This is a genomic window from Kitasatospora sp. NPDC038210, from assembly GCF_055600605.1.
This window is the reverse complement of sequence record NZ_JBVJYK010000003.1, coordinates 237,010-253,164: the sequence shown is the minus strand read 5'-3', so window position 1 is coordinate 253,164 and position 16,155 is coordinate 237,010. Positions and strand designations below refer to the sequence as shown.

The following is a 16,155-nucleotide window of genomic DNA, read 5'->3' as shown; positions in this document are numbered from 1 at the left end:
TCGGGTGCCGGTCACCGGAGGGCGAGCGCCACGTTCGACAGGGCGCCGTGACCGTGGATGCTGACCACGCCGTCCCGGTCCGGCGGCAGGTAGCGCACCATGCAGCCGGCGTCCCGCCGGTCGAACAGGAACGGGCTGAACACCGGGACCACGTCGGCCTCGTGGCCGCCGGATCCGTCCGGCCCGGCGAACTCCATGCGGTACGGCACCGGTTCCACCAGCTCCTGTGCGATGTGGTCCTCCGCCGCGACGGCCGCGGCGACCACGGCCCGCCAGGTCCGCGGCGGGCACGAGCGGCCCACCACGACCTGGGCGCCGCTCATCCCGATGGCGGGCTTCAGCACGAAGTCCTCCTGCCGGTCCAGCAGCAGCTCCGGCAGCGGCACGGTACGGCCGTGCCGTTCGACCGGACGGTCCCCGACCACCCGGGTCCACGGCAGGTAGCGGGCGACGACCTCCCGGTCCCGGTCCGTCATCCACGGCCGCCCCTCGGAGACCCAGCCGAGCACCTTCTTGTTGGCGACCAGGTAGGCGGTCTGGCTCGCGATCAGGTGGACGCCGGCGTCCAGCGCGGTCCGCACGGGTGCCAGGTCGATGCCGTGCTCGCGCCATTCGAGGATGGTGAAGTGGCGCAGGCCGAGCCGGAAGCGGGGTTCACCGGGCAGTCCGAGCCCCTCCAGCAGGTCCTCGGGCTCGAACACCTCGGCCGCCAGGCCGCGCCGACGCAGCGACTCCGCCTGGACCTCGAAGTAGCGGCCGTTCCCCCCGAAGTCGCGGAGCGTGCCGACGATCGCCACCGCGGGCGGGACGCCGAGGTCCCGGACGGCGCGGACGAAGAGGTCGTCGCGCACCGCGAGCGGGTCGACGGCGTCGAAGGGCATCCGCCCGGGGCCGCCGAACGCCGCCACCCAGGCGGCGGTGTGCAGGGCGGTGTCCACCACCCCGCCGATGCCGGACCCGATGTTGAACTCCACGAACTTGGGGCCGTCCGCGCCCACCATGACGTCGGGCCGGGCGATGCAGGTGGCGTAGTCCTCCTCCACCGGGCCGGCCGTGAACAGGGGGTACATCCGCTCGTCGGCGCCGAGGGCGGCGATCCGCCCGGCCGCCGTGGGTGCGCGTTCCAGGAGGGTCCGCCGCAGCAGGCCCAGCAGCGCCGCGGTGGCGGTGAACAGCTCGTCGTAGGAGGCCCGCGGCAGCAGGACCGGCCGCAGCGATGCCGTGGAGGGCACCACGTGGGCGTACTCGCCGTCCGCCAGCCGCGCCAACTCCGCTTGCACGGCGGCCGGTTCGGCCCGATTGCCGAGCGGCAGCGGCTCGCTGCCGTACCACCGGGCGGTCACGAGCCGGCCCTTCCGGCCCGCCGGCCCGCCACCGGGGCGAGGAACCGGTCGAGGTCCACCTCGCGCACCCCCGCCACTCCGGGGGACTTGGCGGAGTAGTCGAGCCGCGGGGCGCGCTGCGCGTCGTGGAAGTAGACCGCCTCCAGGGAGCCGTCCGGGGCCTCGGCGAGCAGCGGGTTGGCGACCAGGTAGTCCCGCACCTCGGGGGTGTCGCTGCGGACCTGGAACCACAGCCGCTTGTGGCCGAAGTGGTTCGGCGGCAGGACCACGCTGGTGCCGAAGCGCCGCTTCCACTGGTAGGTGCCCTTGCTGAGGAAGGGCTCGGTGCCCTGGAAGTCGAGCCGGCGCACGCCGTGGCGGGCGCACCAGTCGATCAGGAGGTGGTAGATCGCCTTGAACGCGCCGCTGTCGTAGTGCTGCTGCGCGCCGTCGGCCACGCCCAGCAGGCGCAGGGTCATGGTGCGGGAGGCCCGGTCCCAGTGGCAGAGCGCCCCGCCGATCCGCTCGCCGCCCTCGGAGAGGACGAACATCCGGCCGTTCCGGAAGAGGCACTCGTAGGAGACGTCCCTGGTCTCGGTGCGCTCCCGGGCCCCGTGCCGCTGGAACATGGTGGGGCGGTAGTGGCCGTCGTAGAAGCGGTCGAACCAGGCCGGGTCGCGGTCGAGGCCCCAGGTCCAGTCGTGGCCCTTCAGGTCGCGCCGGAACTGCTGGCGCTCCCGCCTGGAGATGCGCTGCTGCGCGCTCTCCGGGTCCCCGTCGAAGTCGATCACGAAGTGGACCCGCATCGGCACGACCAGGGAGGCGGCCCGCGGCAGTTCGCGGGCGTGCCCGGCACTCGTGCCGACGATGACGATGTCCGCGTCCGGCAGCCGCTCCGGCGCGCGGAGGGCCGCCCCGGTCAGCCGGCCGGTCCGGCGCGCGGCCCCGAGCCGGTCGGCGTCCCGCCGCAGTTCGGTGAACTCCAGGGTGTACGCGAGGCCCTCGGCCAGGCCCGCGTAACTCACCGACAGGCCGCCGACCTCGGAGCGGACGGCCGGGACGCCGGCACCGCCCCGGACGTCCCACGCGGCCCGCGCGGTGGCCAGGACGTGGTTGCCGCTGTTGCGCCAGTGGTAGCCGGCGTGCATGCGCAGCCGCTGGGGCAGCGGGGAGCGCGGGGGCGGGACGGCGGGAAGCACGTCGGATCTCACCTCGGCAGGTCGTCGGTTCGTGCGGGCGGTACGGGAGCGGCGGTCACGAGGAGGACGCGGCCTTCAGCACCACGTTCTTGAGGTCCTCGGCGTCCTCCACCGGGTGCAGGTCGCGGACGGTGAGGTGGCCGTAGTCCCGGGCCGTGTAGCTGCCGGACCCGTGGACCAGGATGTCGGTCTCGGTCACCAGCCCGCGGTCGACCGCGTTCAGGACGCCGGTCACCGCCATGGTCAGCGACCACTCGCGCAGCTCGGTGGGGTTCGCCGGCAGCTGCACCCCCGCCGCGCCGAGCATCGCGCGGACCTGCCCGTAGCGGCTCAGGCACTCGGCCAGCGAGACCACGATGCCGGCGCCGCCCTGGCTGTGGATGATCTCGTTCATCCGCGGGGAGGTGGGCGGGTTCCGGGTGTAGAAGGTCGGGTCGAGCGTCTCGCCCGGGTCGAAGGTCGTGGCCGGGTAGTGCGGGTCGGCGCCCTGGGCGTACAGCCCGGTCTCGGCGTCGAGGGCGTACGCGGGGAGGTTGGCGGTGTCGGTGGAGCCGTCGTTGTACAGGCTGAGCACCATGTCGGGCGCGCCCAGGTGCTGGACCAGGAGGTAGCGCGGCGGCAGGGTCCGCGCCCGGACGTCCTCGGGGAGCCGGCTGCGCCCGTACGCGTGGCCGAGCAGGCCGTACGCGCTGGACACCGCGTGGACGTGCAGCCGGGCCTCGTCGGGCGCCGAGGGGAACAGCTCGGCCTCGGCCAGCGCCCTGACCACGTCCGCAGCCAGGTAGTTCTCCAGCTGCAGGGTGTACCAGAGGTTGGTCTCGCACTCCTTCTCCACCCGGCCCCGGAACTGCTCGGCGAGTCCGAGGGCGATGGTCTTCACCGTGCCGGGCGCTTCGCCGCCGTAGACCGCGATCGGGTTGCGCGCCCGCAGTGCGGGGTCGGTGAACAGCTCCGAGGAGCGCAGCTTGGCCACCGAGCCCTCGGGGACCACCGTGACCACGTTGAGCTGGGAGGCGTCGACCAGGCCGGTCCGGATGGCCCGCAGCACGGCGTCGCGCATGGCGATGGCCTTGTTGGCGGAGGACGGCGTGACGATGGTGACCCGCTGGCCGGTGTCCTGGATGAAGCGGATCGCCCTGGCGACGATGACCAGCGACGCGAAGGTCTTGGTGGTCATGGTGGCCGGGTTGCGGGTGAGGTCGAGCAGTGCGAGGCGCCGGCCCCGGTACGACGGCATCCCGACGTGGCCGAGGGCGGAGACTGACAGGTACTCGCGCATGGCGGGAGTGAGTTCGGGCAGTTCGACGCCCGGGGTGAACCCGTCGGTGTCGTTGTCGTCCCGGTCGCCCAGGAGGTCCCGCAGTGTCGCTCGGATCTCGTCGTAGTACTGGACAAGAGCGTTGTCGAGAACCACTTTTCCGTACCTTTCGGATACTGTTCCCGGCCACGGACCGGCATGTTCGGCCGACGAGTTCTTCGTCCGTGACGGGGTGGACGTCCGCAGTCCGCGCGCGTGGTCGCCGCCTGCCTGCCGGCTCGGCCGTCGTGGTCGACCGCCTCACGCGCCGGACCGTGCCCGGGGGGAGGCCGCGAGCGCCGAGCGCCGGTGGGCGCCGGGCCACGGCAGCGGACGCGCGTTCATGGTGTCGCAGACCGGACGGACCACCGAACGGCCGACATGCGGCGGGGGCGGCCCACGGAATTCCACGTCGCCGCTGTTTCCCAACGCTCCGCGAGACGGTGGCACGGCCTGCTCCCGGAAGCCTCAGCAGGTCGTGCCACCCGTTTTACGCGTCTACTACGGCTTGACTCCGATGTGGAAGCCGTGCTCGTAGTCGAGTTCCCCGACGGTCCTGACGTCGACGAATCCGACCTTGCTCAGCCAGCCCTCGAAGTCCTCCGCGGGATAGGCCATTCCCGTACCGCTGGCGAGAATGTTGAAGTAGAGGCCGAGCCGCGCGCCGTAGATTCCGGTGGTCTCTTCATTCGTGACGTTGTAGTCGTAGATGAAGATCCGGCCGCCGCTGGGCAGCACGTCATAGGCCTTCTTGAGAAGGGTGACGATCTGCTCCGGGGAGAAGATGCCCAGCACGTGGCTGAAAAGCACCGAATCGGCACCCTCGGGGAAGGGGGTGTCGAAGAAGTCGCCGGTGACCAGGTCGATCCGGTCGATGAAGGCCTGTGCTTCCTTGCCGTGGGCGAGCTCCGAGACGCTCGGCTGGTCGAAGACCGTCGAGCGCATGTTCGGGTAGCGGGCGAGCAGGCGGGCCGTGGTGGTGCTGTCGCCGCCGCCGATGTCCAGCAGGTGGCTGACGGTGCCGAACTCCTCGCGCTCCACCAGGTCGTTGATCGACGCGAGGGTGAAGGCCGCCATCGCCTTGTGGAAGACGGCTTCCAGCTCGGGGTTGCGGGTCAGCCGCTTGTAGAGCGTGGGCTCGTCGCCGGGGTAGCTCTCCAGCGCGGTGTTGGTGCCGGCCTTCAGGGCCTTGGTCATCTGGCCGAAGGCGGGGTAGTAGATCTCCTTCCAGCCGATGAGGGTGTGCGCCCAGCTGTCGGGCTCGTCGGACGCCAGGAGGTCCTCGGCGACGGCGGAGTTGCGGTACTTCCCGTCGGTGCGCTCCATCAGACCGGCCGCGCAGATCCCCTGCAGCAGCACGCGGAGCTGGTGGGCCGGGACGCCGGAGAACTCACGCAGCGCCTCGAAGTCGGAACCGGGGTTCTCCGACAGGTAGATGAAGAGACGCAGCTCCGCCCCGGTCGCGGCGGCGTTGAACAGCGCCGGCGCGTTCATGAGGAAGTCGAACTGCTGATAGTCAGGGCCACTCTTTTGCTGGCTTGGCATTGCCTCTGAGCCTCCGCACCGGAACTCTCGTGAAGATCCGGATGGTTGGGTGGATTCGCGCCATCTGATGACGTAGCAGCTACGCAAACCGGAGTATTGATCGATTGCGTGGACACCGTCAACCACCCGCCGATGTGACGCAGGTTACACCGCCGCGGCTCACGGGTGACGTTGCGTCACAGAGTTCACTGTGCTTAGCATGACAAAAGTTTGTCGTGTAACTTGCCTTCCCTTTCGGTCAGTGCACACATATACGGGGAGCGTCAGTGCGGCTGAATAGCTTTGATGAATGGTCACCCCTTAGGGAAATAATCGTAGGCTCGGCCGAGAACTATGTTTCACACGAGCGTGAGCTTTCTTTTGAACTCTTTTTCCATGACAACATCGCCGGGGACAACCGCTCCGAGTGGTACTACCCGCGCCTGACGTCCCGCAGCGGCGACCCGACCGCCGGCGGCACCCGGATCCCGGTCAAGCAGCGCTACGTCGCCGAGCTGAACGAGGACCTGCAGGGCCTGGTCGACACCCTCACCTCCCTCGGAGTGACGGTGCACCGGCCGACCGACGTAGCCCCGGAGACCGCAGAGGTGCGGACACCGGCCTGGTCGGCCTCGGTGGTCCCGCCGCTGAACCTGCGCGACAACACCCTGATAGCCGGGGACGAGATCATCGAAACCTCGCCGATGATCCGCTCCAGGTACTTCGAGACCCAGCTGCTGAAGCCGGTGTTCCAGGAGTACTTCCGGCGCGGCGCCCGCTGGTCGACCATGCCCCGGCCGCTGATGACCGACGCCTCCTTCGACCTGTCGTACGCGCGCTCCAGCAAGGCCGGCGGCCCGATGGAGCCGATCGAGGACCCGCAGTCGTCGCCCTACGACGTCGGCCACGAGATGCTCTTCGACGCCGCGCAGTGCCTGCGCCTCGGCCGGGACATCGTCGCCAACATCGCGACGGAGAACCACGCCCTCGGCGTCGACTGGCTGGAGCGGCACCTGGAGGGCCGCTTCCGCGTCCACCGCGTCCACAAGCTGAGCGACAGCCACATCGACAGCATGGTGCTGGCCCTGCGCCCGGGCACGCTGCTGTGCCGCTCGCAGGCCGTGGTCGACCTGCTGCCCAAGCCCCTGCGCAGCTGGGACGTCATCATCCCGCCGGCTCCGGAGACCTACAACTTCCCCGAGTACGCGGACGACGACCTGATCCTCACCAGCCCGTTCATCGATCTCAACGTGCTCTCGGTGAGCCCCGACACCGTCCTGGTCAACGAGGCGTCCCCCGAGCTGATGCGCGAGCTGGAGCGCCACGGCTTCACGGTCGTGCCGGTGCGCCACCGCCACCGCCGGCTCTTCGGCGGCGGCTTCCACTGCTTCACCCTCGACACGGTCCGCGAGGGCGGTCCCGAGGACTACCTCGACTGATCGACCGGCAGCGCCTCTCACACGAAAGGAGGTCGACCGTGCCCACGGACCCCGTGCCATCCCATCCGACCGAGCGCGTCCGTCCGTTCGATCCGCCCGTGGACCTGATGGAGTGGCAGTCCGTCGAGCCGCTGCGGCGGATGAGCTACCCGGACGGCCACGTCGGCTGGGTGGTGACCAGCCACCAGCTGGCCCGCCAGATGCTCACCGATCCCCGCTTCAGCGCCCGTTCCGAGTTCAAGCGGGCACCGGTGTACCGGCCCGGCGCGGATCCGTTCTTCGGTGTCCCCGCGCTGCCCGGCTGGCTGGTCGACATGGACCCGCCGGAGCACACCAGGCTGCGGCAGCAGCTGGCCGGCCAGTTCACCGCGCGCCGGATGCGGGAGATGCGGCCGCAGATCGACCGGATCGTCGACGAGCTGCTGTCCGGCCTGGAGCGCTCCGGCCCCGGGACGGACCTCGTCGAGGCCTTCGCCCTGCCCCTCCCCTCGCAGGTGATCTGCGAGCTGCTCGGCGTCCCGTACCACGAGCGCGCGGAGTTCCAGCACAACAGCAAGCGGCTCTTCGACCTGGAGTCCACCGCGGCCGAGACCTCCGCCGCCATGGACCAGCTGTACGCCGTGGTGCGCGAGATCGCCGCGGGCCGCTCGAAGGACGAGACCCCTGGTCTGCTCAGGTCGCTCGCCGAGGACGGCACGCTGGACACCGAGGAGATCGCCGGCGTCGGGGTGCTGCTGCTGACGGCGGGCCACGACTCCACCATGGGCTCGCTCGGGCTCAGCGTCCACGCCCTGCTGTCCCACCCCGACCAGCTGGCCAGGCTGCTCGCCGACCCGTCGATCGTGGACAACGCGGTTGAGGAACTGCTCCGCTACCTGACGATCTTCCACTTCGGCGTGCCGCGGACCCCGCTGGAGGACCTGGAGTTCGCCGGGCAGCACCTCAAGGCCGGCGACTCCGTCACCGTGTCGCTGTCCGCGGCCAACCGGGACCCGAACTGGTTCCAGGACGAGGCCGACCGGCTGGACCTCGGCCGGCGCACCACCGGCCACCTCGCCTTCGGCTACGGCATCCACCAGTGCCTCGGCCAGAACCTGGTCCGCATGGAGATGCGCGCGGCGCTCCCCGCGCTCTTCCACCGCTTCCCGACGCTCGAACTGGCGGTTCCGACCGACGAAGTCCCGCTCGCCACCGACCGGAGCGTGTACGGGGTGCACCGCCTGCCCGTCACCTGGTGACGCCGACCGCACCGGAGGACACCATGCGCGTATCCGTGGACACGCACACCTGCATCGGGGCCGGCCAGTGCGCCATGGCCCTGCCCGAGGTCTTCGACCAGGACGACACCGACGGCCTCGTCGTCCTGCTGGACGACACGCCGCCCGAGGATCTGCACGACGCCGTGGACGAGGCGGTCAGGCGCTGTCCGGTGCAGGCGATCACGACCACCGACTCCTGACCGCCACCCCGCCGAGAAGGGCACCGCTCCCATGCGACTCAACAGCTTCGACGACTTCACCCCGCTCAAGGAGATCATCGTCGGCTCCGCGGACGGGTACGCCGATCGCATCCGCGACCTGTCGTTCGACATGTTCATCAGCGACAACCTGTCGGGCACCCGGGGCTACTTCCCGAGCCTGTCGACCTGGCGCGACAGCGAGGCCCGCCGGCTGCGCAACGAGCCCGACCGCCTGGCCCTCAAAGAGCGGTTCCTCCGGGAGCTCATCGAGGACGTGGAGGGCGTGGTCGAGCAGCTGGAGGCCCTGGGGGTGACGGTGCACCGCCCGCTGGAGCCCGCCGCCGACCTCACCCGGGTCACCACCCCCGCCTGGGACGCCGCGGTGGTGCCCCCGCTCAACCTGCGCGACAACACCCTCGTCATGGGCGACGAGATCATCGAGACCCCGCCGACCCTGCGCGCCCGGTACTTCGAGAACCAGTTCCTCAAGCCGACCTTCATGGGCTACTTCGCCCAGGGGGCGCGCTGGACGGTCATGCCGCGGCCGATGATGACCGACGCCTCCTTCGACCCGGACAACGACAACCCCGCGCCCAACATCGAGGTCCCGGAGAACCCGCAGCCGTCCCCGTACGACTCCGGCCTGGAGCCGATGATCGACGCCGCGAACTGCCTCCGGCTCGGGCGCGACCTGATCGTCAACGTCGCCAACCGCAACCACGCACTGGCCTACGACTGGCTGGAGCGCCACCTCGACGGGCGCTTCCGGGTGCACCGCATGGACAAGCTGACGCAGAGCCACATCGACAGCGTCGTGGTGCCGCTGAGGCCGGGCACGCTGCTGCTCCGCTCGGCCGACGTGCTGGACTACCTGCCCGAGCCGCTGCGCACGTGGGACGTGATCGTGCCGCCGGCCCCGCAGATCAGCGACTACCCGCAGTACGAGAACGGCGACCCCATCCCGCCCAGCCCGTACATCGACCTCAACGTGCTCTCCATCGACGAGAACACCGTCATGGTCAACGACGCCTGCAAGACGCTGATCCGGACCCTGGAGGAGCACCGCTTCACCGTCGTCCCGGTCCGCCACCGCCACCGCCGGCTGTTCGGCGGCGGCTTCCACTGCTTCACCCTCGACACGGTCCGCACGGGCGGTGCCGAGGAGTACATCTGACCCGGTCCCCACTCGTGTCGTAGGGAAGCAGAACCATGCGCATAACCTCTGGCGGGGCCGCCGCGGACGACGAGCCCGGACCGGACCTCTCCGATCCGCACTACTTCGGCACCGGGGACCCCCACCCGGTCTGGACCCACCTGCGCGCCCACGATCCCGTCCACCGGCAGTGCCCGATGGGCGGCAAACCGGAGTTCTGGGCGGTCACCCGGTACGCGGACGTGTCCCGGGTGCTCTCCCAGCACGGCGAGTTCACCGCCACGCGGGGAAACATCCTGACGACCCTGGGGCAGACCGACATCGCCGGCGGGAAGATGCTCGCGGTCACCGACCCGCCGCAGCACAAGCGGCTCAAGGACCCGCTGTCCCCGCACCTGACCAGGCAGGCGGTCCAGGCGCACGAGCCCGCGCTGCGGGAGTTCTCCCGCCGCCTGCTCTCGATCGGTGCCCGGCAGGACACCTGGGACTTCGCGGCCCAGGCCGCGTACTACCCGATCGCGATCGCGGGGCTGCTGCTCGGCATCCCGGAGTCCTCCTGGAACCGGCTGAGCCACTTCACCTACGCGGCCGTCGCCGAGTCCGACCCGGACTACGCCGGAACCGGCGACTCCCGCTCCGCCGTGCTCAACCGGGCGCACTCCGAGATCTTCCTGTACTTCCACACCGAGGTGTCCCGCCCCGGCCGGGAAGAGGCGGACGACCTCATCGGGGCGCTGCTGCGGGCCGCGCCGGAGGGCGAGCAGCTGAGCCGTGAGGAGGTCCTCCTCAACGCCTACAGCCTCCTCATCGGGGCGACCGTCACCACCTCCCACGCGGCCGCCGCCGGCCTGCTCGCCCTGCTGGAGAACCCTGTCGAGCAGGAGCGCTGGCTGGCGAGCGGGGACACCGAGTCCCTGGTGGAGGAGATCCTGCGCTGGTCCTCACCCGCCAACCACGCACTGCGGCACACGACCGGGGAAGTGCGGATGGGCGGCACGACCATCGGCGCCGGCCGGCCGGTCACCGCGTGGCTGGGCTCCGCCAACCGCGACGAGACCGTGTTCGACGAGCCCTTCCGCTTCCGGGCCGACCGGACCCCCAACCGCCACATCGCGTTCGGCGTGGGCGCCCACCGCTGCATCGGGACCCACCTGGCCCGGCTCGCCCTGACCGTCCTGTTCGACGAGATCGCCAGGAACTTCGAGCGGATCGAGTCGGCCGGGGAGCCGCGCCACCTGCACTCCACCTTCATCGCGGGGATCAAGAGCCTCCCCGTGCGAACGGTCCTGCGACCGGACGGAGCCGGGCTCCGCGACCTCCCACCACTCGGCGACACCTCTGAGGAAGCACTGTGACAGCCCCGGCACACCCGACGTCCGCCCCGCTCGAACCGGGACCGGCCCCCTGGTCGCACCCCTCCCACCACGTGGTCCGGTGCTTCCGGCTCACCGGGGACTTCGACCCCGCGGCGGCGCACCGCGCGCTGCAGGAGCTGACCTCGCGGCACGCCGTCCTGCGGACCGTGCTCCCCGCGTCCACCGGACTGGCGGTGCCGCAGCCCGCCGCGCCGGACACCGGGAGCGCGGCGCAGGCCGACTTCGCCGCGGTCCGCGTACCGCCGGAGGAGGCGACCGAGCACGCCGCCCGGCTGGCCGCCGAGCCCTTCGACCTCGCCCGCGGCCCGCTGCTGAGGGTCCGTGCGCTGCGGGTCGGCGAGCAGGAGTGGCTGCTGCTCGCCGTCGCGCACCGCCTGGCGCTCGACCCGGTCGCCATGGACGCCCTCCTCGTCGAGCACGCGCTCGCCCACACCGCCGTACGGCGGGGGGAGCCGCTCCCCGCCACGCGGGCCCCGGAGATCCGCTGGCCCTCCGCCGCGGAGGCGAGCGTCGAGCTCGGTCACTGGCTGGACCGGCCCGAGGCGCTCCCCGTCGTCGACCTGCCGACCGACCGGCCCCGCCGGCCCCGGGCCTCCCGCCCCGGCGGCGTGGAACACTTCGCCCTTCCGGCCGGCCTCGCGCCGCGCCTGCGCGAGCTGTCCGGAACGGCCGACGCGTCCAGCGCCCTGTGCGCCGCCGCACTCGCGCTGCTCGCCCGCCAGACCGGACAGCAGGCCGTCCCGCTCCTGGTCGCGGTCCGCCCCGACCCGGACACCCCGCTCGGCCGGCCGGAGACCGACGTCGTCCTGGACCTCCGGCTGGACGGCAAACCGACCTTCCTGGACGTCGTCGAGCAGGCCCGGGCGGAGCTGGCCCGGGCCCGCGCGCACGCCACCGCCCTGCCGCCGGGAGCCCTGGCCGGGCCGGCCGGAGCCTGCGGCGACCCGGCCCGCCAGCCGGTGCCGGTCAGACTCGCCGCCCGGAACTTCGGCACCGCGCTGCCGGACTATCCCGGTGCCACCTGCACCCCCGTCGACCTGCAGCCGGGCACGGCCGCCCGGGACCTCTCGCTCGTCTTCGAGCTGCGCGGGGACGAACTGCGCGGAACGGTCGAGTACGACGCCGACCTGTTCGAGCCGGTCACCGCGCGGCGGCTGGCGCGGCGGATCGAGCTGCTGCTCACCGCCGCCGCGGAGAACCCGCACACACCGGTCGCCGCCCTGCCCGCGCTCCCGCCCGAGGAGCGCGCCCTCGTGGTGACCGAATGGAACCGCACCGGGAGGGACTTCCCGCGCGACCGCACCACCGCCGCCCTGTTCCAGGAGCAGGTCCGCCGCGACCCCGCGGCGACCGCCCTCGAACACGAGGACGTCCGGCTCGGCTACGGCGAACTGAACGCCCGGGCGAACCGGCTGGCCCACCGCCTGATCGAGTGGGGCGTGGGCCCCGACGTCCCGGTCGGCATCTGCCTGCCCCGGTCGGTCGACATGATCGTGTGCCTGCTGGCCGTGCTCAAGGCCGGCGGCGCCTACCTCCCGCTCGACCCGGACCACCCCGCGCAGCGGCTCGCCTTCGTGGTCGGGGACGCCGGGGCCCCGGTCGTCCTCACCGACACCGGCCACGCGGAGGCCTTCGCCGGGTCCGCCGCCCGGCTGCTCCGGCTCGACGCGCCGGACGACACGGCGCCGACGGACGGCCTGCCGGCCACCGACCCGGTCGTCCCGGCGGCCACCGCCGAGCACCTCGCGTACGTCATCTACACCTCGGGCTCCACCGGCGCCCCCAAGGGCGTCGCCGTCACCCACCGGGCCCTCAGCCGACTGGTCAAGGGCGCGGACTACGTACGGCTCGGGCCCGGCGAGGCGCACCTGCAGCTCTCCCCGCTCACCTTCGACGCCTCGCTGATCGAGCTGTGGGGCGCGCTGCTGAACGGCGGCACGCTGGTCCTGCCACCGTCCGGGCTGCCCTTCCCCGACCTGCTCAAGGCCGCGCTGCAGCGCCACCGGATCACCACGCTGCTGCTCGTCTCGCCCCAACTCCACGTGGCGGCAGAACAGTTCCCCGAGGAACTGGCCCGCGTCCGACAGCTGATGGTCGGCGGTGACGTCCTCTCGCCGGCCAGCGCCGCGCAGCTGCTGCCGCACCTGACCGACACCAGCTTCCTGCACGTGTACGGTCCCACCGAGTGCACCCTCTTCGCCACCTGGAAGCCCATCGAGGCCGCCGACACCACCCGCCCCACCATCCCCATCGGCCGTCCGATCGCCAACACCCAGACCTACGTCCTCGACGAGGACCTGGAACCGCAGCCCGTCGGCGTCGCCGGTGACCTCTGGCTCAGCGGCGACGGCCTGGCCCGGGAGTACCTGGGCCGCCCCGAACTCACCCGGGAACGGTTCCTGCCCGACCCGTTCGGCCCGCCGGGCAGCCGGATCTACCGCACCGGCGACCTGGCCCGCTGGCTGCCGGACGGCAACCTCGAATTCCTCGGGCGCGGCGACGACCAGGTCAAGATCCGGGGGTACCGGATCGAGCTGGGCGAACTGGACGCGGCGCTCGCCGCGCACCCCGACGTCCGGGCCGTGGCCACCGTGGTCCGCGACGACGCGCCCGGCGGGCCGGCCCTGGCCGCCTACCTGGTGGGCGACGCGCGGCCCGACCACGCGCAGCTGCGGGAGTACATGGCGGCCCGGGTGCCGTCGTACATGATCCCGGCGGCCTTCGTCTGGCTCGACGAGATCCCACTGACCGCGAACGGCAAGCTCGACCGCAAGGGCCTGCCCGCACCGGAGTACGACTCCGGGGCCGGCCCCGGCTCCGCCCCGCGCACCCCGGTGGAGGAACGGGTCCTGTCCGTCATGGCGCAGACCCTCGAACGCGAATCGGTCGGCCCCGACGACGACTTCTACGCGCTCGGCGGCAACTCGCTGCTGCTGGTCACGCTCTTCACCCACCTCCAGTCGGCCTTCCCCGACGCCGGGTTGAGCCTCGTGGACCTGCTGGACAACCGCTCCGGCGGGCAGATCGCCGCACTGCTGGAAACCCGGCGGGGCACCGCGTGACCGCCGACCCGACGCCCTGGCTGCTGGGCTCCCCGGCCGGCCGCGGGACCGGGGAGCGGCTGTTCTGCTTCCCGCACGCGGGCGGCGGGGCGAGCGCCTTCGCCTCCTGGCGCCCGCACCTGCCCGACTCGGTGGACCTGGTCCCGGTCCAGCTTCCGGGCCGGGAGAACCGGATCGGCGACCCGCTGCCGGCCACGCTCGAAGAACTCACCGTCCAGGTGGCCGGGGCCCTGCTCCCGCTGCTCGAACCGCCGTACGTCCTGTTCGGCCACAGCTTCGGGGGTCTGCTCGCCTACTCGCTGACCAGGCACCTGCACGAACACGGCCACCCGCTGCCCCGGGCCCTGCTGATCTCCGGTGCCCGGCCGCCGCACCTGGCCGCCGACACCGCGTACCACGCGCTGCCCCACGACGAACTCCTCGACTTCCTGCGCGCCACCAACGGAGTTCCCGAGGTCCTCCTGCAGCACGAGGAGTTCGTCCGCCGACTGCTGACCGGCCTGCGGGCCGACCTCGCACTCGCCGCCGAGTACCGGCCCGCCCCCGCCGCGCCCCTGCCGTGCGACGTCCGGGTCTTCGCGGCGACGGAGGACCCGGTGGTCCCGCCCGCCGCCCTGGAGGGCTGGCGGGCCTACGCCGGCGGGGAGTTCACCGTCCACCGGCGGCCGGGCGACCACCACACGGTCTACGAGCCCTCCGGCGGCCTGTTCGACGCGATCGTGAGATCGGGGCTGACCCGCCCATGACGGCCCGCGCCGGTACGGACCGGCCACGTGCCGCGAGAACACCCATGAGGAGATGACCCAGCATGCACACACCCGTGCCGACCCAAGCAACGGCGGCGCAGCCCGACCCGTCCCGCGGCGCGGCGTCCCGTGCCACCGGGGTCCCGCGCTTCCGCGGGGACCACCGGGCGGACACCCGCCTGCTGACCGCCTGTCTCGACGCCTTCGGGGACCAGACCGCGGCGCTGCCGCCGCGCGCCGAGCGCACCGCCGCCGAGCGCGACACCGCGGAGCACGTCGCGCGCGCCGCCCGGCAGGCCCGGCACCAGTTCCTCGACCTGCACGCGGGCCGCGTCTACGACGAGCTCACCACCGGCCGCCGCCGCCAGGTCCGGGTGGACGACCTCGCCTTCGCGGCGGCGGAGGCCTACCCCGGGCTGGTCCCCAGCCGCGCGCAGATCGCCGCGGACCGCCTGGTCCCGCAATCCGCGAAGTCCGGCGGGGAGCTCGACCAAGGCGTCTTCTTCACCCACCTGCTGGGCCTGCGCGACACCGGCGAGCACCTGCTGCGGTCGATGCTGGCCCCCACGCCCCGGGCCCTGGAGCTGCTCCCCGAGTTCCGCCGGACCGGCCACCTGGACCTCGGCCAGGCCACCGTCCGCCGCGACGGCTTCGTGGCCGAGGTGACCATCTGCAACCAGCACGTCCTCAACGCCGAGGACGACGCGGTGGTGGAGGCCCTGGAGACCGCCATCGACCTGGCCCTGCTCGACGACGAGGTCGCGGTGGGCGTGCTGCGCGGCAGCGAGCTGTCCCACCCCCGGTACCGCGGCCGGCGGGCGTTCGGGGCCGGCATCAACCTGACCCACCTCTACGAGGGGAAGATCTCCTTCGTGGACTTCATGCTCCGTCGCGAGCTGGGGTACATCCGCAAGCTGATCCACGGACTGCGCAGCCCGGGGGACGACCTGCTCGACCCGCCCGGCGGCAAGCCGTGGATCGGCGCCGTCGAGACCTTCGCGATCGGCGGTGCGACCCAGGTCGCGCTCGTCCTCGACCGGGTGGTCGCGGGATCCGACGCCTACTTCTCGCTGCCCGCGCTCAACGAGGGCATCATCCCCGGCGCCGCCAACCTGCGGCTGGGCCGGGTGGTCGGGCGGCGGATGGCGCAGCGCCTGATCTTCCACGGCGAGCAGGTCCCGGCGGACAGCCCCCAGGCGCTGGCGCTCTGCGACGAGGTCGTCAAGCCCGACGAGGTCGACGCGGCCGTGGCCTCGGCGGCCGACCGGCTGGCCGACCCGGCCGTGCCCGCCAACCGCCGGATGATGCACCTGGCCGAGGAGTCCGACGACCTGTTCCGGACCTACCTGAGCCGGTACGCACTGGAGCAGTCCGTTCGGATGCACAGCGCGGACGTGGTGGCGAAGCTGGAGCGCACCTGGGTCAACCGGCGGGCGTCCGCGAAGCCGGACGGGGACTCCGCCGCGCACGCCTGACGGACCGCCGTCCCTCCTCCGCCACCGCCACCCGGCACCGGCCGCCCGCCACCGGCCGCCCACCACCGCAGAGAACCCGAAGCGAACCCGCAGAGACCCCGCA

Annotated in this window: 12 protein-coding genes; 8 read left to right on the top strand and 4 right to left on the bottom strand. The window is 72.3% G+C overall.

Annotated features, from left to right (window positions below; genetic code table 11):
- Positions 1 to 11: 11 nt before the first annotated feature.
- The 4 genes from ACZ7KX_RS07585 to ACZ7KX_RS07570 all read right to left on the bottom strand — a co-directional run bounded on the left by ACZ7KX_RS07585 (position 12) and on the right by ACZ7KX_RS07570 (position 5,363).
- Positions 12 to 1,343, bottom strand: a complete 1,332-nt coding sequence (locus ACZ7KX_RS07585) for a hypothetical protein (protein ID WP_470325742.1) — start codon at positions 1,341 to 1,343, stop codon at positions 12 to 14.
- Positions 1,340 to 2,521 (bottom strand): GNAT family protein, encoded by a 1,182-nt coding sequence (locus ACZ7KX_RS07580; protein WP_470325741.1) that lies wholly within the window; start codon positions 2,519 to 2,521, stop codon positions 1,340 to 1,342. The genes ACZ7KX_RS07585 and ACZ7KX_RS07580 overlap by 4 nt, the downstream gene beginning before the upstream one ends.
- 55 nt (positions 2,522 to 2,576) lie before the next feature.
- Complete coding sequence (locus ACZ7KX_RS07575) at positions 2,577 to 3,935, bottom strand: DUF6002 family protein (RefSeq protein WP_470325740.1); 1,359 nt, start codon at positions 3,933 to 3,935, stop codon at positions 2,577 to 2,579.
- Between the two features lie 384 nt (positions 3,936 to 4,319).
- On the bottom strand, positions 4,320 to 5,363 hold the full coding sequence (locus ACZ7KX_RS07570; protein ID WP_350521569.1) for a methyltransferase: 1,044 nt from the start codon (positions 5,361 to 5,363) through the stop codon (positions 4,320 to 4,322).
- Positions 5,364 to 5,629: 266 nt separating this feature from the next.
- On the opposite strand from ACZ7KX_RS07570, the gene ACZ7KX_RS07565 reads away from it, so the two are divergent.
- The 8 genes from ACZ7KX_RS07565 (at position 5,630) to ACZ7KX_RS07530 (ending at position 16,052) form a co-directional block, all read left to right on the top strand.
- On the top strand, positions 5,630 to 6,781 hold the full coding sequence (locus ACZ7KX_RS07565; protein ID WP_470325739.1) for a glycine amidinotransferase: 1,152 nt from the start codon (positions 5,630 to 5,632) through the stop codon (positions 6,779 to 6,781).
- A gap of 107 nt (positions 6,782 to 6,888) precedes the next feature.
- Complete coding sequence (locus ACZ7KX_RS07560; protein ID WP_470325923.1) at positions 6,889 to 8,019, top strand: cytochrome P450; 1,131 nt, start codon at positions 6,889 to 6,891, stop codon at positions 8,017 to 8,019.
- Positions 8,020 to 8,042: 23 nt separating this feature from the next.
- A complete protein-coding gene (locus tag ACZ7KX_RS07555) occupies positions 8,043 to 8,240 on the top strand; it encodes a ferredoxin (RefSeq protein ID WP_470325738.1) in 198 nt (65 codons plus the stop codon).
- 31 nt (positions 8,241 to 8,271) lie between these two features.
- The gene (locus ACZ7KX_RS07550; protein WP_470325737.1) at positions 8,272 to 9,414 is read left to right on the top strand and encodes a glycine amidinotransferase; all 1,143 of its coding nucleotides are present in this window, start codon (positions 8,272 to 8,274) and stop codon (positions 9,412 to 9,414) included.
- A 35-nt stretch (positions 9,415 to 9,449) separates the two neighbouring features.
- The gene (locus ACZ7KX_RS07545; RefSeq protein ID WP_470325736.1) at positions 9,450 to 10,748 is read left to right on the top strand and encodes a cytochrome P450; all 1,299 of its coding nucleotides are present in this window, start codon (positions 9,450 to 9,452) and stop codon (positions 10,746 to 10,748) included.
- A complete protein-coding gene (locus ACZ7KX_RS07540) occupies positions 10,745 to 13,831 on the top strand; it encodes a non-ribosomal peptide synthetase (RefSeq protein ID WP_470325735.1) in 3,087 nt (1,028 codons plus the stop codon). Before ACZ7KX_RS07545 ends, ACZ7KX_RS07540 begins: the two co-directional genes overlap by 4 nt.
- Positions 13,828 to 14,577, top strand: a complete 750-nt coding sequence (locus ACZ7KX_RS07535; protein WP_470325734.1) for a thioesterase II family protein — start codon at positions 13,828 to 13,830, stop codon at positions 14,575 to 14,577. Before ACZ7KX_RS07540 ends, ACZ7KX_RS07535 begins: the two co-directional genes overlap by 4 nt.
- 62 nt (positions 14,578 to 14,639) lie before the next feature.
- Complete coding sequence (locus ACZ7KX_RS07530) at positions 14,640 to 16,052, top strand: enoyl-CoA hydratase/isomerase family protein (RefSeq protein WP_470325733.1); 1,413 nt, start codon at positions 14,640 to 14,642, stop codon at positions 16,050 to 16,052.
- Positions 16,053 to 16,155: the final 103 nt, after the last annotated feature.